The following is a 24,120-nucleotide window of genomic DNA, read 5'->3' on the forward strand; positions in this document are numbered from 1 at the left end:
CAAGGGGGCAGCGTTCAAGGGGGAGAGTCGTTGAAAACAGTTGGCATACGATGGCTAACTGTTTTTAGCGAATCTGGCCTATGCTTATCCAAAGCGAATAGGATTAACATCCATATTCTTATGCAAAATACGAATAATCAGGATTTCCTGGCTATCCGTTTGTTGGTAAAAAATTACGTGACCACCTTGGGGAAACTTTCTATAGCCATCTCTTATCTCGTCACAGCGCCTACCGAGGACAGGGTTTTCCGACAACATCCAAAAGGATTCATCGAACTGTTTTAAATACAGGTTACGCTGCTCTTTGCCCCATTTTCGCTGTGTAAACAAAGCGATATCTTTTAAATCGGCTTTAGCGCTCACCGTTAATTTAAAAGGCTTCACTCTTTTAACTCACCGTCTAATTCTGTTATCAAATCATCAAGGTCGTAATCACTTACACCGCTTTCCTCACCAGCTACAAGTAATTGCCGTAGAGTGTTTAATTTGGTTTCCTGTGTCTCGAGTAAGCGAAGAGCCGAGCGAATGACCTCACTCGCTGAGCCATATCGACCACTTTGAATTTGATTAGCAATAAAACTATCAAAATGGTCACCAAGAGTGATGCTGGTATTTTTAGCCATAAAGATTCCCCAAGTACCAATATATACCTAATTATGGTATCGCTGCAGGGTAAGTCAAGAGCCGACGCCAACCGCATGAATTCAATGTTGTTGAAGTGTTTAGAGCCGTTGAAAACGGTTGGTACATTCTGGATAACTGTTTTCAGCGAATTGTTGGGGTGGGGCAAAAGAGATTACGTAGGCCCCCAGACTAACTTGAAAAATTTAACATGGATGTCCCGATAAAAGCTCACCGATAAAAGCTCATGCAAAAAGCATTAGTTTTTACCAAATCTTCTTCTAACGAAATACACTACGATTAACGCAATCCAGATACCCAGTCCGATAATAAAAGGCATCTGGGCACTGGCGATGGCTCTGTCAGTCATAATGAAGTCCGGCTTGCCGGTTTGCCATAAAGTCCACTCATATCCCAGTTCTGATGCTAAAACGCTATGGCCGGTTACCAGGGCGATAAAGGCATCACCGGTAACCGGATTAATGCGTAAGCTGCTATTAATGGCGGGATCATTACTGCCATCGTGACCATAAACATATCCACCTTCTCCCACCGGCACATAATGCATGGCGCCTGGTCCCCAGATAGATTCGCCAAACACAAATCCCATAGGCTGTTGTAAGGCACTGGTTAGTTGCTCGTTCGATTGCAGTTGTTTCACCATGGCAGCAAGATCGTAAACTGAAGCATTGAGCGCGGTAGCTGCAGAAGAGGCGTATTTAAATACCTCAACAGGCTGACCATGGTTATCGTATGAGCCTGAATTGTTGTCTTGCTCTGCAAGGTAACCATAACCGCTGTTGTTCATACCGGCCGGGAGAAGGATATTGGCCGACACCCATTGTTCAAAAGGTTGTCCGGTTATGTCTTCAACCAATAATTCTAAGATCAGATAGCCTCCCCCAGAATAAGCGAACGTATCGCCGGGGGGCATACCTACCTGGATCACTTTTTTGCCATTTGAGGCTCTGGGATTGTTCAGGCTTGCAACAACATCGGGTAGGGCCTCATCTGCACGGTAGTCACCAAAGCCAAGACCGTCGGTTAATCCGCCAGTATGGCTGAGTAGCATGGCGATGGTGACCTTGTCATTGTTAAATTCACTTGCAGGCAACTGCCAGCTTTTCAGGTGTTGATGTACCGGATCTGACAGGGAAAAAGCCCCTTGTGTCGCCAGTTTGTGTACCGCCAATGCTGCAAAGAATTTGCTCATGGACGCCACCGGAAAAACGGTATCGCCGTTAATTTCTGAACCGTCGGTTTGATGTGCCTGCGCTGTCTGAAAATACTGAAAGTCAATTTTCCCGTTTTTAAGCAACAGTACTGCGCCATTGCCTTTTAGCTGATTTTTCAGGGTGTTGCTGACATATGTCTGAAATTCAGGTTGATTGTGCGCAACTGGTTGCAGCCAGGCACCATCAAAGGCGGCCAGGAATACCCAGGCTCCCCACAACAATGGTGGCAGCAGGATCGCAATAATTTTTGTGAAAATCTTCATTGTTTAATGACCTCGTCTGAGAAAAAACCGTTTCATTCAGGCAAATTAGCCGAATCCGTGGATGATCCGGAGGGTTAATTCATGAACTGCTCACAGAGTGCACGAACTGCTCTGTAAAGTAGGCCGCAAATTGCTATTATCTGGCTATCAGGAATTTTCAGGAAATCTTCAGTGAGCCGACGGGCCGGGATAATAGGGTGTTTGCTATGGTGCTTTGTCAGCACTATGGCCTTTGCTGAAAATATAATCGCACCCAGCGAAATTCAGTATTTGCCAGCCAGCAAGTTGATTGACGGGCAAGCCCCTTCTACAGGCTGGACAACAGTGGAATTTGGCCAACGAATTCCCATTAGTGAACCCCGGTACCTGCTGCGCCTTAAATATCAGATTGATATGCCTTTTGAGCAACCCGCAGGGCTGTTTGTTAGTTTGTTGGGCGCGTATGAAGTGAGTTGGGATGGCGCTATCGTGGGGCAAAATGGTCAGCCTGCGCTTGATAACCGGGCCGAAATACCGGGGCACATCGATTATTTGCTGTTTCTGCCTCCCGAGTATGTCAGCGTGGGAGAGCATCGGATAGAACTTCGGGTTTCTTCTGCAAGATTATCGAGTCCGGATGAAGGGTCCTTTCTGTGGTCATTTCTCGGTGATTATGATTTTTTACTGACGATTGGTGTGAAACGCGCTATTACACCGCTGGTGATGTCAGGCGCTACTTTACTGATAGCTGTGTATTTATTTTATTCTTTCTTTTTCAACAAGGCGGCTCCGATTTATCTGCTTTACAGCGGGCTATTTTCCCTCAGTTTGTTCGCATTAATGCTGGTGGAATCCTGGCGCGGTTTGGTGGGCTATCTGTACCACTGGCATGAGTATCGATTGTGGTTGGTGAACGGCTTGAGTTTTATCGCTGCTCTGAGTCTGCTGCTTTACACTCAGCACTTTTTAAACTTGTCGGCGACTTACAGACACCGAATAACGGCCTTGTTTGCTGTGGTCAGCGGTCTGGTATTGCTGCTAAGTAACAGTTTTGATGTGCAAAGTCTGGTGTTGATCCTCACAGGCTCAGTGTTGTCTGTTGTTACTGCGGCTATCGCGGTTTACCGGCGAAAACCCTATGCCAGATTGCTGTTGGTGTGTCTGGGGCTTTTTTTACTACCGGTATCTTTGGGGTTGCTGGATTTTACTGATCGTTATTTTTTTGTCTCTTCCTTTGTGTTGCTTTTGTTTATTCTGGTGATCCAGGCACAGCAACTTAAACAGCACCAGCACAGATTGGCAGAGAGTCAGCTATCGCAGGCGCGGTTAGAGCTGGAGCTGGTAAAGCGCAATATTCAGCCGCATTTTATTCTGAACACCCTGACCGCTATTGAAGAATGGATAGAGCAATCCCCCAAAACAGCTACTGAGTTTATTCAGGCGCTGGCCAATGAATTCCGAATGATCTCAAAGGTGTCGGCACAACCACTGATAACGGTTCATGAAGAGATTAGCATTTGTGAAAATCATATGCGCATTATGGGATTCCGAAATGATAGTCGGTTTAGTTTGGACGCTGAGCTGGTGGACGGACGTGTTCTGATCCCACCTGGGGTATTGTTAACCATGGTAGAAAATGCCATTTCTCACAATCCGTCCGGCAGAGAGGAGGTGATGTTTTCACTGCGTCAGAGCATACAGGACAATCGGGTAGCATTGATTTTTCAGTCACCACTTAACCGTCACTGCCATGAATCTGCAGCGACGGCGATGCGAACCGGCACCGGCACCAAATACATTCATGCCCGGATGCGGGAAGCATTTGCAGATGATTGGCATTATGCGGTGTCGGAATCAGGCGGCCTCTGTCTCACCAGGTTGTGCTATCCGCTGAGTTGCGAAAAAGGGGAATAGGTCTTGTTAAAATTAGTGATAGTGGAAGACGAGTTTATGGTGGCGAAACGACTGGAGCGTTTTGTCAGGCAATCGCTGGAAGGTACAAGCTATCAGATAAACTGTTTTAACACATTGGATGACGCTGCAGATTACCTGGCGCAAAACAGTATTGATGGCTTGTTGCTGGATCTCAACCTCAACGGTCTGGATGGCTTTGATCTACTCAAACAACAGCTCAGCAAGAGCTTTCAGACTATTGTGGTTTCTGCCAACTCAGATCGCGCGCTGGAGGCATTTGAATATGGGGTATTGGATTTTGTGGCCAAGCCTTTTGTACAGGAGCGGGTTGAAGCCGCCATCCAACGCCTGTTAAATCGCCAGCATCAAAGTCATTGTAAATACCTGACTTACCAGCAACGCAATGAACTCAAAATGATAGCCGTTGAGGATATTGCCTTTGTGAAGGCAGCAGGCCACTACAGTGAAATCTGCACCAGAGAAGGACATGAAGTATTGCATGAAAAGAACCTGGAAGGACTGATGCAGATACTGCCCGTAAATTTTATGCGCATTCATCGCTCCTATGTTGTCAACCTCAACGACATCGCCTCATTAAAGGCCGATAGTGGCTCTAAATATACACTGCATTTAAAAAACGGCAGCAGCCTGCCCGTGGGTCGAACACGGGTGAATACCCTCAGAGACGCCATAACGGGTGAGAGGTGACAGACCAGGCAGTCAGCGTTGTTAAAACCATTTGGTTTTTATTTAGCTGCGATACATATGTTCTTTCATCTCCTGGAACAATTTAACATCGGCGCAATATTCAGCCGTGGGGCGCACTAACAGGCGGGGAATGCCAATGGGCTCGCCGGTTTCCATACAGTATCCATAACTGCCGGTTCGAATTCGCTCCAGGGCTTGCTGAATTTTAGGCAAGAGTTTTTGTTCGCGATCCACAATACGCATGGTCAGGGCGCATTGTTCTTCCCAGGAGGCGCGGTCGCTTTCGTCACTCAAATCAGGGGGACTCAGCATTTCGTCTTTGGCCTCCTGAATTCGGGCGCGGGTGGAATCGTGCAACGCAATCAGTCGCTGCCTGAAAAACTCCAACTGCTGAGCATTCATATACTCTGATTCAGGGGCTTCAACCAGTTTTTGTTCAACCGCTGATAGCGTCTTAGGTTTGCGATTTGGCATAGTTATTCTCATTTCAGAATGGGGGCAAAAAAGAACAGGCTCAGGCTTTCTGATGTATCACCACAGCGTTGTGGGCGTGTAGACTTTCCTGGTGCTCCACTTTAAACCAGTAATCGGCCAGGTTTTCTTGTGCTTCCAGAAAGCGTTTCATCCGGCGACCGGCATCTTCACAGAACATTAAATTAGCGCCATTGAGCCTGGCAAACTCTTGTTCATCTTCCCGTTTTACGGCTGTTTGTACCGGTGTGCCAATTGCCTGTTCCACAGACTGAATGAATTCATCCAGTTTTAACCAGTGCCCCGGGGCAAGTTGCAACTTCAGATACGCATAGGAGCGTTGATTGTGTGGGGTAGCCATTGTGGCACCCGCGCTGGCTATCCAGTTGACCGCTTCATTTCTACTGAGCATTTCGTCGCCAAACTGGCGAGCAAAGGCTTCGCTATTGAGTTGGTTGGCCAGCGATGCAGAGCAAGGACAGGTACTGGAGTAAGGAACCGTTATATTCAGCTCGGTTTCGCTGACCGAAGCGTTAATTTGTTGGGTAATTTCTATCGGATAAAGTTGATAACCGTAGTTTTCACTAAGTAATGCTTTTTTTCTCAAAGGTATCTCAAATACCAATCTGACTTTCGCAGACTGGCTGATCCCGATGTGAGATTGCAACATGGCGTCTAACAGGGTGTTTAAACTTTCCAAAGTAACAGCTGCATTCGCTAAGATTTCCTGTAATTTGAGATACAGTCTGGACATATGAATGCCTTTAGATGCTGTATCCAGGCTGACAAATAAGTCGGCTGAAGCGTTCACAGAAACAAGGGTTTCGTCGCTGAGTTGCAACTGTATGGGTAAACCAATTTTCTCCATGCCGACCCATTGTAGTGGTGAGTTGGTCTGAGCGTTTTGCGGAGCCTGGTTGGTGATATCGGGAAGCGGGTTTGAATCTTTGTGCATGTTGGACCTTAATCTTCCAGGTTGTTTTCTTGCCTGAATTGACGTTTTGCGTATCAAGAAATTAATCAAAATGTTATGTTATCACATAATGCTAAAATAAAGGTAAATTAATCACCATGAAAACCCTCATTAAAAATGCCTATAGCCTGTCTCGTTTACTGGGAGGAAACAGCGATGTTGAGGTTGTTGTTAATGTTGTCGTGGAAGGCGATAAAATTGTGTCTATTACAGAGCACATACCCGCAGGCCAGTTCGATCCTGTTATTGATGCTTCTGGGCTGTTTTTGTCGCCCGGTTTGGTGGACCCTCAGGTGCATTTCAGAGAGCCGGGTATGGAATATAAGGAAGACATTGAATCTGGCAGTAAGGCGGCAGTACAGGGAGGATTTACCCAGGTGATTTCTATGCCGAATACTTCGCCAACAGCGGATAACCCGGATGTGATTGCGCTAATGGTCAACCGTTCCAAAACGGTGAATATCTGTAAGGTTCACCCGACGGGTTCCTTGTCAAAAGGCCTGGCAGGCAAGCAAATGACGGATTTTGCGGCCCTGAAAGAAGCCGGGGCCGTAGCCATCACGGATGACGGCAAAGGGGTTCAGGATGAAGCCTTGTTTAAGGAGGCTTTAGCCAAAGCGGCTGAGTTAAACCTACCTGTGTTGGATCATTCCGAAGATGAATCTCTGTCTAATGGCGGCTGTATCCATGCTGGGGAAATTGCCGCTAAATACAAGGTTAAGGGAATCGATCCAGCGTCGGAATCAGTGCACGTAGAGCGCGGCTGTTTGTTGAGTGAACAAACTGGCGCTCACTATCACGTTTTGCACGTTTCTACTAAGGCCTCAATTGATGCGGTAAGAGCGGCAAAACAAAAGGGCATTCGGGTAACGGTGGAGGTATCTCCTCACCATTTATTGTTGTGTGACGAGGACATTCCGCTAAGGGCTGATAATACCTTAAACGCCAACTGGAAAATGAACCCGCCATTGCGTTCCCGTTCAGATATGAAGGCGTGTCAGCAAGCGTTACTGGATGGCACCATTGACGCTATTGCTACTGATCATGCTCCCCATTCTCCGGAGGAAAAAGCGCAACACATTGAGTCAGCCCCCTTTGGCATTATCGGACTGGAAACCGCATTTCCATTGATCTACAGCCATTTTGTCAAAACCGGTCGCTTGTCTTTAGCCGATGGTATTGATTTGATGAGCATGAAAGCCGGGGCCTTGTTTAATATTCAGTGTGGACGTTTGGTGGAAGGATCTTTGGCGGATCTGTGCTTATTTGATCTGGGAAATCAATTTGTGGTTACAGAAGACTTTTTTGCCTCCAAATCCAGGAACTCGCCGTTCATCGGTGAAGCATTGTATGGGCAAACTATATTGACCATGATGAATGGCAATATTGTTTATCAGGCTGATTGAAGTCAAAAATAGCATGGGGTCAGGTTCGCTGAAACCCTTCCCTGACCCAGGCCACAACCTAACCCTCAAACTCCATATAGACATCGGCGCGTTGGTAGTGAGAATCTGCCGGGCTGGGTTTGTGCACAAAACCCATTTTTTCGTATAGTGCAACAGCAGGGGTTAAACGTTTATTGGATTCTAAAAACAGCAACTTACCGCCGAAACTGCGAAACCGCTCGATGGCGAATTCCATTAGTTTTCGGCCCACTTTCAGACCCTGATACTTTTCTGTTACCGCCATTTTAGTCAGCTCTACCCGGCCATCGGGTGATACCATTAAGGCCACAGTGCCAATAATTTCGCCGCGATAGCGGGCGAAATAGATATTGCCACCGTCCGCCAGGATGTACTTTTGGGGGTTGGACAGCACTTCATTATCGTATTCCTCTACGTAGAAGTACTTTTCCAGCCATTCAATATTGAGTCGTTTAAAGTCTTCGGCATATTCTGGCTGCCAGGTGATGATTTCCACTTCGTGAGCGGTTTTGAGCTTCTCTCTGGCTACAATGCGTTCCGATAAGGCCAGTTGCTGGCTTTGATGTTCCAGATTCAACACCGCTGGCAGAAGTTGATGTTCCGAGGCTTTGAGCATATCGTCCAGGCAATACTGCATGTTTTCCCAGATGGGGATCAGTAGCTGCACCAACGCTTGTCCCGATTCGGTTAATGACAATAACCGTCGGCGCTCGTCGTCGGGATCAGGGCGGGTATCCACATAGCCTTGCTGGTTTAGCTTTTTACTCATTTGATTTACCGCCGGATGGGTGATCCCCAGCGCTTCGGCGATTTCCATGATGGCGGCATCACCATTTTGATACAACAGAAATATAACTGCCGTTACCCGGGAGCTGAGTTGGATGTTGTGTCTGTCATACACTTTATCCACCTCATCATACAGGCTGTCACTAAGGCGCTTTAAACGCGTGCCTAAAAACAGTTCACCCAGTTCTTCAATGGTTTTCATCGCATGCCTTGTCGTTTTAGGTAAGTTGTTACGTAAAATGATACGTAACAACTTACGTAAATGGCAAGATGTTTTTTAGTTAAATTTCTTTGCTGTTCCTATCCGCTGCGAAATGTCGTTAAAATACAATAACGTACCTGCAAATTTGGACAAAAAATCAGATAGTGAACAGGATATCGGGTGAACCTTGTCGCAACCGGATTGAGTTCAATTTCCTGATCGGCAAATTTGTTGTAGGCTATAGAAATAAATCAGAATTAATTAAGCAACAAACGGCTGTCTATGGCTATTCACAATCTCATCTGTGCGTTGATCATCGTGTGGCTGGGACTTTTTTCCAGACAGGTATCCGGCTCCCAAATATTTGAGTTGGGAGAATGGTACTTTGAATCCTTTGAAGAGCTGGAAAACCTGTCGGTGGATGTGATCACCACTATGCTGCAGGACGAACGTGGCTTTATCTGGCTGGGGTCGCAAAATGGCCTGGTGCGCTATGACGGATACCAATTCAGGCAATATCTGCCACAAGCAGGTAATCCTCATGCGATTAGTGGTAAATACATTCAGAGTCTGGTTGAGATCGACGGCAAAATTTGGGTTGGTACTTATTCCGACGGGTTGTCCATTTACGATCCTGCCAGTAATCAATTCAGCTCCTATTATCACGATGATGAAGATCCCCTGAGCCTGGCGGACAACGATGTCAGGGCCATATTACCGATGGGCGAGTTTGTGTTTTTAGGCACCCGCGGTGGTGTGAATATCTTTACCAAAGATGGGCGTTCCCTGGGTATTATGCAGATAGTCGGGTGTAATCAGGTGCTGGCCAAAGAGCGCATCAATACCCTGATTCGGGAAGGTGAATCATTGTGGCTGGGAACCGTTAACGGCCTTTGCAGACTCACCATTCCGGCCTTTGTGGATGCCGGACAAGCCTGGCAAGGGCTCGAACTTCAGGAGTTTGCAGGGCACAATGTTTTTAATCTGTCGCTGGATCAGTTAAAGCAAATATGGGTTGGAACCACCAATCAGGGGGCCGCGGTGGTGCAGCCGGGCAGTCTGACGGTAACGGTTATTCCCTATGATGCCGAAGATCCCAATAAGCTGAATGCGCCCTGGATTGATGAAGTCATCCAGATAGGAGATGAAGTCTGGTTAGCGACGGCCGGTGCAGGTGTTGCGGTTATTGATGCGCAAACCCTGCAGGTAAAACGCCATATTAAGCGTCAGGAAGGCATTCCGAATACCTTAACACTGAATGATATCAGTGCCTTTTTGCAGGACGATTCCGGTCTTATCTGGATTGGCACCTGGGGAGGCGGCTTAAATCGATTTAATCCTGCCAATAAAGCCTTTCGAACACTGCGCCCTAACCATCTGAAAACCAATACCATTACGCATCCGGATGTGCGGGCCATTAAAGAGCTGGACAATGGTGAGATCTGGATTGGCTCGTTTGTTAACGGCATCGACATTATGCATCCGGAGCACGGTATTATCCGGGGGTTCAGACCTGACAGCGGTGACCCTTTGGCCTTAAAAGGTGGATACGTCTTTAGTATTGAACAAATGCCTGACGGCACTATCTGGGTGGCGACACTGGATCACGGTGTATTCCGTTATTTACCGGAAAAGGATGGCTTTAAGCAATTTGTCGATACACCCGGCCTGGCTGACAACACGGTACGCACTTTGTTTGCTGAAGACAGTCGCTGGTTATGGGTGGGCACTGACGCCGGGCTGAGTCTGCTGGATGCCGAGTCGGATACCTTAGCGCGGTTTACCGATGCCAGTACCCGTGATCCAAATTTTGACAAGGTCATCGAAACCGTGGCGGTATATGACGGTTATGCCTGGATAGGAACTAACCAGGGGTTATATATCGCAGACAAAAGCACTATGCAGGTGGTGCCCGTTGTCAGCCCGGAAGGCAAAGGGCTGGCAGATAACTTTATTACGGATATAGTGATCAGCGCCGAAAATGAGTTGTTTTTGGTCAATAGCCTGGGAGTAGATCGCCTGCTGGCCTGGCAGCCTTCCGGAATCAATCTGGGCGAAGTTCCTGCTGAGTTTGAATCCATCAATGACAAGGTTGGATTGCCTGGTCGCAGTTTAGGCAATGCATTGCTGCAGGATGAACAGGGGCGCTTGTGGGTACAAAACAGTGTTATTGATCCGTCTGACTGGTCACTGACCCGCATCAATAAGTCTTCTGGCTGGGATATCGGCAATATGTGGATCGGCAGTAATCATAAGTTGCGCGACGGCACATTGATGTTTGGCGGCACCCGGGGTGTCATGCTGGTTCGTCCTGAACTGTACGAAAAGTGGTTGTATGAACCGAAGTTAGTGATCACTTCCATGGCCAGAGATAGTGATGAAATAGCCCCGGCTGAGGCCAATCCCTTCGTAATTGGGCCTGAGGCTGAGAGTTTCTTTATAGAGTTTGCCGCGCTGGATTATGCAGGCTCAGAGCAGATCCAGTACCAGTACAAAATGCAGGGTTATGACAGTAACTGGATCAGTACCGATGCCCGCAATCGTCGCGCAGCCTATTCCCGATTGCAGCCGGGCGAGTATCAGTTGCAGGTGCGCGGTACTAACAAAGAAGGTATCTGGAGTGAACATCTGCTCAACGTCGCTATTCTGCAACAACCCACCTGGTATCAAACCTGGTGGTTCCGGTTACTGGGGGGGTTGCTGGTGTCGGGTGTACTGTTTAGTGTGTACAACTATCGTGTTGCCAGGTTAAATCAGCAGAAAAAGGCGCTGGATCAGTTGGTGGCATCCCGTACTGCCGATGTTGAACTGTTGGGTAAAATAGGCAAAGACATTACCTCTTCCCTGGATCTGGAAGAGGTAATGAATGCCGTGTACCGCCATGTTGCCAAGCTCATTGATAGCAATGTATTTCTGATGGGGTTTGTGGATGAGGAACAGCGGCAGATCAATGTACAGTTTTTGAAAGAAAACGATACCCGCTGTGAGAATATCAGCTATTCCCTTTCGGATCAGAACCGCCCCGCCGTGTGGTGTGTGGTAAATCAGCGGCCATTGATTACTCAAAATCGTCTGGAGTTGCTGGATTATCTGGGGGAAATTCAGTCACCAAAATTCGGTGGCGCAATGGAATCCATTATTTATTTGCCTCTGATCATCCATGACAAAGTGATTGGATGTTTAAGTTTGCAGAGTCCCAGGCAAAACGCCTATACACAAAGTGATGTGGATGTATTGCAAAAGGTGGCTTCCTACGCTGCTATTGCTCTGGACAATGCTGAATCTCACAGCAAGCTGGAATCGGCACTCAGTGAAATTGAGCGCATCAGCTTAACCGGCCAACTTACCGGTGCCAAAAACAGACGCTTTTTGGAAAATATCATGCCGGTGGAAATGGCCAGAATTAAACGCGCCCGCGCGGATAATTCGCCGATTGAACTGGGCTTTGTGCTGATAGATATTGACCATTTTAAAGCGGTGAACGACACCTGGGGCCACGATGCCGGCGATCAGTTGTTGGTTCAGTTTGTAGACTTACTGCATAAACTGTGTCGCGAGTCAGACTGGGTTGTCAGGCTGGGCGGTGAAGAGTTTGTGGTGGTGGCGCAAATCGAAGAACAGGGGCAGTTGGCGAAGTTGGCTGAGCGATTACGCAAGGGGGTTGCGGAATTTACCTTTGTTATAGACGAAGAGCTGGAATTGCATAAATCCTGTTCCATAGGCCTGGTGACGGTGCCATTTGTCAGTGGGGATTTTAGTAAAATTAACTGGCAAAAATGCCTCAATATCGCTGACCGGGCATTATATGCCGCCAAAAACAATGGACGAAATGCCTGGGTGGCCATCTTTGCCAATCAATCCTTAATTGAGGCGGATATTTATGAGCAGGTGTTAAAACAACCTGATGTGTTGCGCTCCGAAGGACGTATCAGTTGTATCACCTCATTTCCCGAGGGTCTGGAGTGGCATTTTAGTCAGGAGTAATGCTTACAAAAAAAGCCACCCTGGCATCCAGGGTGGCTTTTGGTTTTGACCCTAACTTCAGGCTAGCTTGTCGGATGCCACGTGGTAACGGGGATCTTCTGCTACGTTGATTTCCACGTATTCCTGGGCCTTGGTCAGCAAGCCACGGCATTCTTCACTGATATGGCGTATGTGTAGCTTTTTACCTGCCTGACGATATTTGTCCGCCAGATTGTCGATGGCATCCAGACCGGATGAATCCCAGATACGGGAATTATTGAAGTCGATAACCACATCATCCGGGTCATTAGCTGGGTCAAACAGATCTTTAAAGTGTAAAACCGAGCCAAAGAACAACGGACCTTCCACTTCATAGACTTTCCAGCCATCATCATCCAGGTGCGTTTTGGCAATAATGTGGGTTGCGTGTTTCCAGGCAAATACCAGTGCAGACATGATCACACCGACAATGACGGCAATAGCCAGATCAGCAAATACTGTGATCACCGTAACTGAGAACAACACAACAGCATCTTCTTTGTTAACACCGCGAATGATCTTAAAGCTGGCCCACTCAAAGGTGCCAATCACCACCATAAACATAACGCCTACCAGTGCGGCTAATGGGATCATCTCAATTAATGGCGCAGCGAACAGAATAAAGGCTAATAGCACTAAGGCTGCCGTGATACCGGAGAGACGACCACGGCCACCTGAGTTGATATTAATCATGCTCTGACCAATCATGGCACAACCACCCATACCACCGAAGAAGCCGTTAACAGTATTCGCCACACCCTGACCAATACATTCACGATTCCCTTTACCTCGGGTATCAGTTAAATCATCAATCAGCGACAGGGTCAACAGTGATTCTATCAGGCCTACCAGTGCCAGAATAACAGCCGTGGGTAACACGATATAAAGGGTTTCAAGTGTAAAAGGCACTGCCGGGATGGCGAAACTGGGCAGTTCACCGGCCAGTGTCACAGTGTCGCGCTGTTCGGCAGGTACCATATCCTTAACAAAATCAATAACGGTTCTGGCTTCCAGATCCAGACCATGCACCATTGCGGTAACTGTTAAAATCGCGACTAATGATGCCGGAACGGCAGAAGTGAGCTTCGGCAGAAAGAAGATAATCGCCATAGTTAGCGCCGTCAGACCCAACATCAGATACAGCATCTGACCCTGCATCCAGACCTGTAAACCCGAGGTGTCCAGAATCTTAAACTGCCCCAACTGGGCGAGGAAGATCACAATGGCCAGGCCATTAACGAAGCCCAGCATGACCGGATAGGGCACCAGACGAATGAATTTACCGAGTTTAAATATCCCGGCCAGCAGCTGCAAAAGCCCGGCCAATATAACGGCGACAAATAAATACTGGACGCCGTGTGTGGCTACCAGGGCTACCATCACCACCGCCATTGCGCCGGTGGCACCGGAGATCATACCGGGTCTGCCGCCAATGGCAGAAGTGATCAGGCCCATCATGAAGGCGGCATACAGGCCCACCATAGGTTCAACACCGGCCACAAACGCAAAGGCAACTGCTTCTGGCACCAATGCAAGGGCAACGGTAATGCCCGACAGCACGTCATTTTTTACGTTACTGTCTTTTTTAGTAATCAAATCAAACATAGTGTGCTCTGTTGATGAAAAATGCCGCGAATTCTAACAGGAATTGCACGAATGATCTTTTAACAGATTGTTAAATGTAGCTGGATTTCAGCGAATTGGTTATATTTTGCTGTTTTATACCAGTTCCATTAGGTATTCACCCACTGAGGTGGGGAGTTATATAATGGAACTGGTATAAAGGAGGGTAAATGCCACATTGTATTATTGAGTATTCAAATGGTCAGGATGCTGAATTATTGTGTTCAGCCGTGTTTGACGCTGCACAGCAGTCCGGCTTGTTTAGCGAAGATGGTAGCGATATCAAGGTCCGGGCTAGTGCTTTCGAGCGCTATCAAACGGGTGGGAAAAGACAGTCTTTCATTCATGTTTGTTTGAAGATCCTCTCTGGCAGAACACTGGAACAGAGACAGGCGTTGTCACAAGGAGTGTTGGAAAATTTAGCGGCGCTAGCCACTGAAGTCGGTAGTACCAGCGTCGAAGTAGTGGAGATGGAGCGAGCCAGTTACAGCAAGCGCCTGGCCTAGACGCTTACTGCCTGTCTGGTTAATTTACAAAGGCATATTCCATTTCATAAATGTAGTCCAGGGTCGGAAAGCGCCACAACTCGATAGCCTGAGCCATACACTGAGCATAATCATCAGTGACCATTGGTGTTGCCAATTCTCCCTGTTTAATGACGGCAACGTTATCAATTTGACCGCTGGGTTGAATGATAAAAGATACGCCCCCCTGTGCATGAGCGCCGTGCATGTCTTCACACAGATCAAAATGTAATTTGTGTTGCTCCATGACACTGTTGGCAATTCGATAAAAGGCATCATCAGAATTATCCAAAGAGCGCAAGGCCACTGCTGTCATGTCGGTAATACCGCCGCCGGTGTTATTGTTGACAATCAATTGACTGCGACACATCAGAGTGGTTTGTTGTGTGTCGTTGCTACAACTGTACACACTGTCGTTGTTGACCGAGCATGTGCCGTTGCTGTCGGTTAACCAGGGCTGTTCAGTGGCGTTGTAATTCAGCATCAGAGATTGGTTTGTCTGATTGATACAAATCAGATTGTAGGCGCTGTCTCCTTGCTGTTTAACGGCCCAGACACGGCCTTTGGCGGCCAGTGTTAAACGCTCTGAGGGAGCGACTTTGTTGTTGTCTCCGGTTAACGACAGGCCCTTACTGCGTTCTGCCAGAATGGTCAGATCGTTGGCCATGACAACCGGGTGCCATGCCAAGCCACCTAACAATACAGCAAGAACAAGGGATTTTGGCGTGCGGAACACGCGTTGTAAAACTGCTGTTTTCTTCATCTTTGTTACTCCCACAGGGTGGTCTGTTAAACTGAGTTGTTTCCAGTGTCTGGTCACATCCAGTTCCCAATTAATATAAATGCCGACCAGAAAAACGGATGGCGGTACTGCTCCTGCTGCAACAGTGTGATTTGTGCCGCCTGTAATGCTTCAGCTTTACTGGTGCCGGGTTGTTTAAGGTTTTCATAAAATTCGGTCATCAGGTCTACAGTGGCAGCATCTGATACAGCCCAAAGTGCGCCCAGCGCGCTGCGTACTTTGGCACGTAACGCAATACCGCTGATGCCCAATGGAGCCCGGTCATCACCATCTGCAGTCTGACAAGCACTCAGGGTCATCAGGTCAATAGGGGCGCGGGCGAATTTAGGGTGATTGAGCAATGCTTCCAGCTGATTCATGTCCAGTAGCTCGTCATAGGTCATGACAAAGCTGTTTTCCGCAGAATTGCCAAATACCCCATGGGAAGCTATGTGTACGATGTCGTACCGGTTTGACAGTAAATCATCCACAAATTGTACTTTGCTGAACTGCTCATTGACCAGGGCATGGCCCTGATACATGGCAGAGATATGTTGGATTTCGTCATCGACACCCGGTAGTTTTAACCGGCTTTTTAGGCGTTCAAGACGCTGTGCTTTTAGCCTTTTTAACTGTGCCTGATCTTCCGGTAAAGCCCGTTTTTTCAGGCGCAACTGGCCACTGGTATTGCTGGCCAGTAGTAACGATAGTGATGGCTCACTATTTTTTTCCGTTACCGAATTTAACGGTTCCTCAGCACCAGGCAAAATGCTCAGCGACGCAGTCGATGGCCTTTGACGTTGTGCCATTTGCATTGCCTGTTGACTGGGGTATTTCGCCACAATGCGCAGTGGTTTGTGTTGTTCATCGGGTTGAGCTTTAGGTGCAAAGGCGGTTTTATTCACTATTCGCAGACGCTGGCGCAGTTGTTTTTGTTTGTTTTGGTAGTTACCGGGTTTGTTTAAACCTGGACGCTTGCTGATATAGCGCAAGGTTAAATTCTCTGAGTTCTGCGTCTCAGATGCGGGGGTTTTTCTGACGATACGCAGTGACGGTAATGGCGAAAACGGCTGTGGAGTGGGTGATTGCCACTGCTCTTGTGCTTGTTCGCGGCGCTCTCTGGGATAGGCCAGACGTCGGCTCAGAGTGTGTTGTAACTGAGAATCGGTGGCTACATTGATGGCTGAAAACAGGCGCTCGCTGACATCGTCCACCACGGGACCTGGATTGCTCAAACCCGCCAGTAAAACACGGATATTGCCTTTTTCTGTCTGTGTGGTGTCAAACAGCGTGAGTCCCGGTGACGTCACAACACTGTACTGTTCAATCAAAAACCGCTGGCCATCATTAAGGCTGGCCAGTGGCACCAGTCGTAAGGCCCCGTCGGGCAAATATATCAGGTTGTCTATCTGATTGGCTTGTAATAAGTCCTGAATTGGCAAGATTAACCAGTCGTAAAAATAGGCCGAAAGCGAGAAATATTCAGGAGCCAATGTTCTGAGACTGGTGGCCAATGCCGTTGCGTTTTCTTTGATTTGCCGGGCAGAAACCGGCACGGTGCGTTGCACAATTCGGTCGGAAAAGCTCACTAAGATTTCCAACCGATCTTCAAGCATAATGGGATAGATAGCGGCAGTATTATCGGACACTGCGGCCAGATCCAGTTGTTGTTGCGTCTCTATTACGCAGCGATTGTCAAAATAGTCTTCCAGCTCTGAACGCTTCAGTAGTTCCATGGTTAGTTGCGCCTGACTGAGATAGGGTTGTGTGTCGTCTGCCGTTTTCGCCTGTTGCAGTAATAAGTCAGTGAGTTCCAGATAAAGTGGTTCGAGGGTTTGCCGGAAAGAAGAGCGGCCATCCACGTAATCTACCGGGATATCCTGACGAATGGCTTCAAGGTGTTGCACCGCGCGCTGTAAAGAGGCAACGGCAGCAGCAATATTGCCCAGGGCCCGAAAGGACTGCCCGGACAACCATTCCCAGCGAAACAGTAAATCAGGGAAGGTTTGAGCAGTGTGGATTGCGTTGTTAAACAGACTGACAGCCTCGTTATGTCGATGCTCTGCCTGGTAAACCCGTGCCAGTAACCCGTAGGCTTGTGAAACGGTTGCCGTACTGTAGTGCTGCTGGTTTTGCAGGATCAAATTCAGCGTGTTAAACAGCGTCTCAATATGGGCTGACCGGTTCTGTGCTAAGGGTAAATAATCCATCAGCAGCGCGGCCCAGTTTAACAGGACTTCACTGCCGGTACGCGGATCAACTGTGGTTATGGTTTGCTGTAGTTCTGTGAGTAATGCCTGCTGTGTCTGTCGGTCTTGCGATGGCATGCGCAGCCAATTTATCCCGCTCTGCAATGCTAACAATGTATCACCGGATTGCGCAGCCAGTTGCCGGGCCTTGTCAAACCAACGTCTGGCTTTCTCCATATTCTGGCGTCGTAAGAATAAATTCGCCAGATAATGGGCCTGATCGCCGGCGATAAAATACCATTGATTGTCTTCTGCCCAGGGCTGGGTCTCAGACAAAATCAGAAAGGCTTCGTCATAACGGCGTTGCAGTATTAGCAGATTAGCTTTGAGACCCATGATCAGCGTGTGCTGTTTGCTTTTTATTGCAACCTTAGCCAGCGTTTCGTCTAATATCAGTAAGGCCTGTGGGTATTTACCCTGCTCCCGCAATGTTTCGGCACTGTGTAATGATCTCTCAATGCTGTGAGATGATTTCTCAACGCTGCGCGATGAATCACTGATGTCAGCCAGAGCTGGCTGGGGATTTACTGTCAGCGACAACGTGCACAACACCAGGATGCATTTTAACGCCGGGAATTTAAAGTAACTCACCTGAAATCCTCATATGAATACCGTCGTCTTGCAGTACGTGATTGGCGCGATCCTGAGGAGTATTTATGGCATGCCCGTAAACCAGCTCCACTTGCCATTCAGGCGAGAATTGCCATAGAAGGCCTAACCCGGCGGACCAGAGCGGCTCAGCACTATCCTGTAACGCTGTGCGGTAATTACCCTCGCCATAGTCCATAAAGATATATCCCTGTAATGCGCCAAATCGTCCGCTGTAGTCCAGATCATCGAAAAGTGGAGCGTTGATTTGCAAAGACGTGACAAAGCCTTCGTCGCGCACCAGTTCATTTTCCCGATAGCCGCGCACAGATCGGGCACCACCCAGCGCAAATTGTTCCAGTGGCAGCAAGCCGTCACTGCTGATTTGCGCATCGGCACGCCAGGTGAGTTGCACACCCTGTGCGAAGAGGCGAGCGTACTGCAATTGCAGCAACAACGCAGAGAAGTCGCTATCTGGTGCCAGATTGTCATTATCTGTGGCGTAAAAAGCGGTGATACCCTGCGAATAACGCAAATGACCAGACCAGACCTGTTTCGCGCTGCGTATACTGCCCTGCAGTGCGACACGGACAGCGGATACCCGTGACAGACCATTGTTTTCACCGGAAGCGAATGAAAAGGGTTGGTCCAGAAGGCTGCCCCGGTTTTCCCTGACTGACAGGCTGGCGGAAATTCGCAGCGCATGGTTCAGGGAACTCAGCAACGGATGACTGATGCTGATATCGGTACTTTGATAGTCGCTTTCGATATCCAGTACGGCTATTTGCTGCTCAATGACATCTGAATCATTAAAACCCAGTTGCACTGTCAGGCGGGTGTCATTTTGATTCATTGGCAGTTGATACATCAGATTCCCGCCAACTGACCCTTCTTTAACACGAACCGAAGCCGACAAAGTATCACCATGTCCCAACCAATTGAGATAATAGCCATTCAGAGTGAGCTGCTCCTCACCACTACTGGCTGAACCATAGTTGTCTAATTGCAACTCAAGGCCATAAGGCGTGGCCGGTGTGATGGTTAAATCCAGAATACTTTCTCCCGGCGCTATTCCCGGACGAAACCGACCATCAAACTTGTCAAACAGAGGATCATTTAACAGCAACTGATAGCGTTCCTGAAAGTCTGGTAAATGAAAAGGGGCGCTGTTGTCGGGTAACAGACGGCCAGTGATATAATGGGGATCAATATCATCCATACCTGAAAGAGCAATACTGTTCAGGCGACCCTCTATGACCTGAAATACAATAATGCCGTTTTGAGCCGTCTGATCGGGCAATATCACCCCCGAATTAATGTAACCCTTGGCAATATAGAATTGCGTTAACGCGATGCGCATTGCCTCCAGCTCGGATACCGACACCGGGCGGCCAATGTACCGGGCGATTTGCTGGTTTAGCTCTGTCTCTGTAAACAGGGTATTGCCCTGATAGCGTACGTTACTGAGAAAAAATTGCGCTTCAGACCTGTTGGACTGAACAGGGGCTTTCACTTCGGGCAGGGTAAATGGGCCGCTTTCATCAACAGCGACAAATTCAGGCAACGCGGGTCTGAGGTCGGCGGGATTGGGTACGAGTTCCTGAGCAACAGCACCTGAGCTAACTATCAGACAGGGCCACAGCATTAACCCAACCAAACCTTGCTTTAAAAAACTATCCAGTAATTTCATCGCGCACCGAGTTCCTGGGTCATCTGCGGCACAGGTTTTTGACATTGAACCCGGTCAGTGGTGAGTTGCCGGTTGTGTGCCTGGTGGTTAGATTGGGATTGTGCGGCCTTATCGCCCGCTAATCTCAGCCTGATGTCAGCGGCACTTAACACCGGAGAATTAAATGCATCCGGTTGTTGTATCAGGCCCCCTTTGCCGCTGCTGGCGAGAGTACTGGCGGCGCTGCTGTTGCAGGGGTTATTGTCGAGGTTATCCAGTTGCAATATTTCAGCGCCAATGCTGGCCAGCTCATCACTTAAATCAAACTCCAGAGCACCGATATTAACCACACCGCTGACACCATCAGGGGCAGCAGCCTGAATAACATTGGCACCACTGTTGGGCACAAATACCAGCCGTTCTTCACCGCCGGTAAGCAGGTTTTGTTCACTGACAATCAGAAAGTCTGCATCAATACTGATATCGCCACCACTAAAATCAGCGCCCCCGGTATTGCCCTGAATAAAGCCGTTGTCCATCAGAATAAAATCAGCTGCAATGGCGATGTTACCGCCATTTCCTGCGTTACTGACGGAGGTCGTCACCAGGCTGTTGTCGATAAACAGTTGGGTTGTGTTTAGCGCAATACCACCTGCGTCTGCATTGTCAGCAGATGAGGTAATCCGGGCATTGTTTAGTTGCAATGTGTCATTTATATTGAGCGTAATGCGACCCGCGGCAACATTGCCGGTACTACCTGACGAAATCGCCGCCTGGTCATTAAGTGATAACGCGTCGGCAGACAACTGAATACTGCCGGTTGCGCGTTTTTCATCATTGTGGATATTGGCCGCAGTATCAACGGCAATAACGCCCCCCGACAGGGTCATGGTGTTCTGGGCGGCAATCGTAATGTTGCCGGCAGCGCCCTGACTATTCAGGCCTACCTGGCTGGAAATTCGGGTGGCGGGAATTTGCCTGTCGCTATGGCTGAGAAGCAGGTCACCTGTGGCAATAAAAATATCGCCGGCATCGCCGTTTGCCTGAGAACTGGTATTGATTTCAGCGCCATTTTTCAGCGTCAGGTTGTCTACTTCAATGTTGATCAGACCGGCATCGCCAATGGCATTGAAATCCGAAACACTGCTGATCCCCGTGCTTAAAAAGGCTTTCGAGCGGATATCAATGATGGCCGCCCAGGCAATCAGATCATCGTCATCAAGCTGGGGCAGTTCGTCAAACTCTTCGGGAATATCCTCAAACTCTTCCCGGACATAGGCCAGATAGGCTTCCAGAGACACCTGATTTTGTGCGTCTATCAATAACTGGCTGGCTGTAATGTTCACTTCGCCGGCGTTGCCTGTGGCACCCAGCGAACTGGAGGTAATTTGTCCTCCGGCGGTTAATGTCACGGTATCTGCTACGTTGATATTCACTTCACCGGCATCCCCTCGTCCAATCAGGGTGGTACTGGAAATCCGGGTTGGCAGCCCGGCCCCGGATAACGTCAGGTTTTGAGCGGCAATATTGATGATGCCCGCTTTCTCAGCCTGAATACTGTCAGAGACTATATTCGCACCTGTGGTCAGACTCATATCACCGGCAACCAATATGTTGATATTGCCGGCATCCGACGGTGTTAATGCCGCGGTACTGGTAATAGAGCCAAAATCAGCCATCGCCAGTGAACCTGCGTTGATAGTGACGTTGCCTGCTATTCCACCGTGAAAGGAGTCTGATGCAATTGCGCCACCATCGGTGATAGTAACATTTCCGGCGATGTGCAGTGACACATCACCGGCATCTCCGGCTCTGAAGCCCTCACCTTCTGCTTTGCTCTCCAGCTCTCCACCCTGCATGTATAAGTTCGCAGCTTCAATGGCAATATTACCTGCATTACCCCGGCTTTCACCTTCCGTTTTTATGGCGGCTTCCCCCAGCATTTGCATATCGCCCGAAAGTTTGATGTCGATATTGGCGGCGTTCCCTGAAGCCACAAAGCCGGGCATTAATTCCCCAGGTCTGCCCTCTTTTGAAGTCGCGCTGCTACTGATCCCGGTATCTTCGCTGTCTTCCTGTGCAGCCATAAACAACGAATCGGCAGCAATAAATATGTTTCCGGCGTTTCCGTTGTTTTCGGTATCTGATGTGATATTTGCACCATTAACCAGGTGAATATCCTGTTCAATACCAATGATAATAGTACCGGCATTGCCATGTGCGCCGGGACCTGTGGTGGAACTATTGATGCCGGACCGCTTTCTCTGGTCGTTGCTTCCCGACATAGACAGGCTTTGTGCACTGACAGTCATGTCACCTGCGTCTCCCGCGCTGTCAGATAAGGTTGTAATAAAAGCACTGCCTTGCAGGTTAATAGCGCCACTGGCGTTTATCGTAATATCACCGGCATCCCCTCTCGCCTGAGGACCCAGTGTATTGCTGCCAATGGTTATAGGGTGTTGACCTGCTTCGCTGATCAGGTTCAGACCATCGGCCTGTATATTGATATTGCCGGCATCTCCGTTACCAACGGTAACCGATACAATATACCCACCGTTTTGCATGGTGAGATCGCCTTCGATATTCAGGTTAATATCGCCAGAGCTGCCACGTGGTGCGTTGTTAAAGTCGTTGTCCCGGCCACTGAGGCTTTGAATGCCAGGTAATTCGGCCGCCTGCGGGCTGGTTTCATTTTCAACAATGGTGAGACTTCCGGCATTAATGTTGATATTACCGGCATCGCCATCCCCCAGGGTCATGGCGTTGATTTGTCCATTGCCCAGCAGTTGTATGCCTTGCTGCACATCAATATTGAGGCTGCCGCCCTGGCCGGTGCCACTGGTTAAGGTGGCGATGCCAACATCGGTTTGGTACTGCCCGGAGTTAATTTCCAACTCGGAGGCGCTAATGAGCATATTGCCCCCTGCGCCATTTTCCTGAGTCACATTGCTGATGGTGGCGTTGTTTAACACCTTTAAGCTATTGCTGATTTGCAGGTTTATGTCACCTGATGCACCAAACTGATTGCTCTGCGCGTTTCCCGGAGGCGGAGGAGGTGGTCCACCAGGTCCGCCGCCGCCCGGGGGAGGGCGTCCCTCTTTTGATTCCGAGGATAATACCGAGCGACTGTCGCTTGTGCCGCCATCACTGGTGAGGGTAAAGTTGCGGGCCGTAACGGCTATATCCCCGGCCCTGCCAGAACTGGTGGTTTCAGTTTTTACCAGACTATTGACCAGGGTAACATCTTCAGCATTGATACGAATGCCCACCTGGGCATCCGTCTCGCCATTATTCCCTGATACGATGTTGGCCCGGTAGGTGTTGATTTCTGCTGCCGTCAGATTTAATTCTCCGCCGCCATTTCCCTCCAGCTTAATGCCGGAATTATCCATGCTAAGCCGGCCATTGCCCACGCGTTGAGGGGTAGCAATTTGCAATGTGGCGGCGGCATCACCAACGGCGATCAGTTGCAACTGGCCGCCATCTTGCTTTAACTGGGCATTGTTAAACTGCACATGTGCGGCGCTGAATTGACTGTGGCGGCTGGTTTCAATCTTCACTCTGGCATTTTCGAAGCGAATAACCCCGGTTTGCGGTGTCAGAAAACCAAAAGTTTCCGGTGCGGCCACAGACAAGGTGCTGGCGGCATCAGTTGATGCCGAAAATGTTTCACCGTTGGCAAACTGCAACTCATCAGCCGTTGATACGTAAAGTGCGCCGGGCACGTCTACTTTGGCATTTTCTGAAAAAACGATTCCGGCGGGATTGATAAAATAAAAATCGGCATTGCCTATTTCAGATTTAACGGTTCCCTGAATTTGACTTACTGTTCCTCCTGTCACCCGGCTGATAACGTTGTTAATGTTATCTGCCCCGGTAAACAGCGCGGATTGATTAGCCAGCACATCAAATTGGGTAAAACTGTGAAATAAATTGTTTCCGACCAGGGTACCCAACGACTGCTCAATAATGTAGTCAGGGCCCTGCAGCGCACTGGCCACGCCCATTGAACCATCTGTTACTACCTGCGCAGTTAACGAGGTACTGAGCAGCGCACTGCTTAAAGCCAGATTGAGGATAGATTTGCTGAGCATGAAGCCGCGTCTTC

At 48.7% G+C, this 24,120-nt stretch carries 16 protein-coding genes; 5 read left to right on the forward strand and 11 right to left on the reverse strand.

Going from position 1 to position 24,120, the window contains the following annotated elements:
• Positions 1-84: 84 nt before the first annotated feature.
• The 3 genes from LJ740_RS21045 to LJ740_RS21055 all read right to left on the reverse strand — a co-directional run bounded on the left by LJ740_RS21045 (position 85) and on the right by LJ740_RS21055 (position 2,119).
• Entirely contained in the window at positions 85-384 is a 300-nt protein-coding gene (locus LJ740_RS21045; protein WP_229531106.1) for a type II toxin-antitoxin system RelE/ParE family toxin, read from the reverse strand.
• Complete coding sequence (locus LJ740_RS21050) at positions 381-623, reverse strand: type II toxin-antitoxin system ParD family antitoxin (RefSeq protein ID WP_229531107.1); 243 nt, start codon at positions 621-623, stop codon at positions 381-383. The genes LJ740_RS21045 and LJ740_RS21050 overlap by 4 nt, the downstream gene beginning before the upstream one ends.
• 257 nt (positions 624-880) lie before the next feature.
• A complete protein-coding gene (locus tag LJ740_RS21055; RefSeq protein WP_229531108.1) occupies positions 881-2,119 on the reverse strand; it encodes a serine hydrolase domain-containing protein in 1,239 nt (412 codons plus the stop codon).
• Between the two features lie 171 nt (positions 2,120-2,290).
• Between LJ740_RS21055 and LJ740_RS21060 the strand changes: the two genes are divergently transcribed.
• Both LJ740_RS21060 and LJ740_RS21065 read left to right on the forward strand, forming a co-directional pair.
• Complete coding sequence (locus LJ740_RS21060) at positions 2,291-4,012, forward strand: histidine kinase (protein WP_229531109.1); 1,722 nt, start codon at positions 2,291-2,293, stop codon at positions 4,010-4,012.
• Positions 4,013-4,015: 3 nt separating this feature from the next.
• Complete coding sequence (locus LJ740_RS21065; RefSeq protein ID WP_229531110.1) at positions 4,016-4,720, forward strand: LytR/AlgR family response regulator transcription factor; 705 nt, start codon at positions 4,016-4,018, stop codon at positions 4,718-4,720.
• A gap of 42 nt (positions 4,721-4,762) precedes the next feature.
• On the opposite strand, the gene LJ740_RS21070 is transcribed toward LJ740_RS21065, so the two are convergent.
• Both LJ740_RS21070 and folE2 read right to left on the reverse strand, forming a co-directional pair.
• The gene (locus LJ740_RS21070; RefSeq protein ID WP_229531111.1) at positions 4,763-5,194 is read right to left on the reverse strand and encodes a TraR/DksA family transcriptional regulator; all 432 of its coding nucleotides are present in this window, start codon (positions 5,192-5,194) and stop codon (positions 4,763-4,765) included.
• A gap of 40 nt (positions 5,195-5,234) precedes the next feature.
• Positions 5,235-6,146 (reverse strand): GTP cyclohydrolase FolE2, encoded by a 912-nt coding sequence (folE2, locus tag LJ740_RS21075; RefSeq protein ID WP_229531112.1) that lies wholly within the window; start codon positions 6,144-6,146, stop codon positions 5,235-5,237.
• Positions 6,147-6,262: 116 nt separating this feature from the next.
• On the opposite strand from folE2, the gene LJ740_RS21080 reads away from it, so the two are divergent.
• Positions 6,263-7,570, forward strand: a complete 1,308-nt coding sequence (locus LJ740_RS21080; RefSeq protein ID WP_229531113.1) for a dihydroorotase — start codon at positions 6,263-6,265, stop codon at positions 7,568-7,570.
• A 58-nt stretch (positions 7,571-7,628) separates the two neighbouring features.
• Here the strand turns inward: LJ740_RS21080 and LJ740_RS21085 are convergent, their stop codons facing one another.
• Complete coding sequence (locus tag LJ740_RS21085; protein WP_229531114.1) at positions 7,629-8,576, reverse strand: bifunctional helix-turn-helix transcriptional regulator/GNAT family N-acetyltransferase; 948 nt, start codon at positions 8,574-8,576, stop codon at positions 7,629-7,631.
• Between the two features lie 282 nt (positions 8,577-8,858).
• On the opposite strand from LJ740_RS21085, the gene LJ740_RS21090 reads away from it, so the two are divergent.
• Positions 8,859-12,560, forward strand: a complete 3,702-nt coding sequence (locus LJ740_RS21090; RefSeq protein ID WP_229531115.1) for a ligand-binding sensor domain-containing diguanylate cyclase — start codon at positions 8,859-8,861, stop codon at positions 12,558-12,560.
• Between the two features lie 57 nt (positions 12,561-12,617).
• Here the strand turns inward: LJ740_RS21090 and LJ740_RS21095 are convergent, their stop codons facing one another.
• Entirely contained in the window at positions 12,618-14,183 is a 1,566-nt protein-coding gene (locus LJ740_RS21095; RefSeq protein ID WP_229531116.1) for a SulP family inorganic anion transporter, read from the reverse strand.
• A 188-nt stretch (positions 14,184-14,371) separates the two neighbouring features.
• On the opposite strand from LJ740_RS21095, the gene LJ740_RS21100 reads away from it, so the two are divergent.
• Positions 14,372-14,707, forward strand: coding sequence for a 5-carboxymethyl-2-hydroxymuconate Delta-isomerase (locus tag LJ740_RS21100; RefSeq protein ID WP_229531117.1), 336 nt, complete (start codon positions 14,372-14,374; stop codon positions 14,705-14,707).
• A gap of 19 nt (positions 14,708-14,726) precedes the next feature.
• Here the strand turns inward: LJ740_RS21100 and LJ740_RS21105 are convergent, their stop codons facing one another.
• The 4 genes from LJ740_RS21105 to LJ740_RS21120 are packed head-to-tail and all read right to left on the reverse strand — an operon-like array spanning position 14,727 to position 24,106.
• A complete protein-coding gene (locus LJ740_RS21105; protein ID WP_229531118.1) occupies positions 14,727-15,488 on the reverse strand; it encodes a hypothetical protein in 762 nt (253 codons plus the stop codon).
• A gap of 53 nt (positions 15,489-15,541) precedes the next feature.
• A complete protein-coding gene (locus LJ740_RS23375) occupies positions 15,542-18,346 on the reverse strand; it encodes a CHAT domain-containing protein (RefSeq protein WP_229531119.1) in 2,805 nt (934 codons plus the stop codon).
• Positions 18,333-20,033, reverse strand: coding sequence for a ShlB/FhaC/HecB family hemolysin secretion/activation protein (locus tag LJ740_RS21115; RefSeq protein WP_229531120.1), 1,701 nt, complete (start codon positions 20,031-20,033; stop codon positions 18,333-18,335). Before LJ740_RS21115 ends, LJ740_RS23375 begins: the two co-directional genes overlap by 14 nt.
• A complete protein-coding gene (locus LJ740_RS21120) occupies positions 20,030-24,106 on the reverse strand; it encodes a two-partner secretion domain-containing protein (protein ID WP_229531121.1) in 4,077 nt (1,358 codons plus the stop codon). Before LJ740_RS21120 ends, LJ740_RS21115 begins: the two co-directional genes overlap by 4 nt.
• Between the last annotated feature and the right edge of the window lie 14 nt (positions 24,107-24,120).

Origin of the sequence: Planctobacterium marinum, from assembly GCF_020687805.1 — a bacterium.
GTDB classification, from domain to species: Bacteria; Pseudomonadota; Gammaproteobacteria; order Enterobacterales; family Alteromonadaceae; genus Planctobacterium; species Planctobacterium marinum.

Bases quoted from the DNA above. Each gene is read 5' to 3' on its own strand.
- LJ740_RS21050 (WP_229531107.1), bottom strand. From the start codon at position 623: ATGGCTAAAAATACCAGCATCACTCTTGGTGACCATTTTGATAGTTTT.
- LJ740_RS21055 (WP_229531108.1), bottom strand. From the start codon at position 2,119: ATGAAGATTTTCACAAAAATTATTGCGATCCTGCTGCCACCATTGTTG.
- LJ740_RS21070 (WP_229531111.1), bottom strand. From the start codon at position 5,194: ATGCCAAATCGCAAACCTAAGACGCTATCAGCGGTTGAACAAAAACTG.
- folE2 (WP_229531112.1), bottom strand. From the start codon at position 6,146: ATGCACAAAGATTCAAACCCGCTTCCCGATATCACCAACCAGGCTCCG.
- LJ740_RS21080 (WP_229531113.1), top strand. From the start codon at position 6,263: ATGAAAACCCTCATTAAAAATGCCTATAGCCTGTCTCGTTTACTGGGA.
- LJ740_RS21085 (WP_229531114.1), bottom strand. From the start codon at position 8,576: ATGAAAACCATTGAAGAACTGGGTGAACTGTTTTTAGGCACGCGTTTA.
- LJ740_RS21090 (WP_229531115.1), top strand. From the start codon at position 8,859: ATGGCTATTCACAATCTCATCTGTGCGTTGATCATCGTGTGGCTGGGA.
- LJ740_RS21095 (WP_229531116.1), bottom strand. From the start codon at position 14,183: ATGTTTGATTTGATTACTAAAAAAGACAGTAACGTAAAAAATGACGTG.
- LJ740_RS21100 (WP_229531117.1), top strand. From the start codon at position 14,372: ATGCCACATTGTATTATTGAGTATTCAAATGGTCAGGATGCTGAATTA.
- LJ740_RS21105 (WP_229531118.1), bottom strand. From the start codon at position 15,488: ATGAAGAAAACAGCAGTTTTACAACGCGTGTTCCGCACGCCAAAATCC.
- LJ740_RS21115 (WP_229531120.1), bottom strand. From the start codon at position 20,033: ATGAAATTACTGGATAGTTTTTTAAAGCAAGGTTTGGTTGGGTTAATG.
- LJ740_RS21120 (WP_229531121.1), bottom strand. From the start codon at position 24,106: ATGCTCAGCAAATCTATCCTCAATCTGGCTTTAAGCAGTGCGCTGCTC.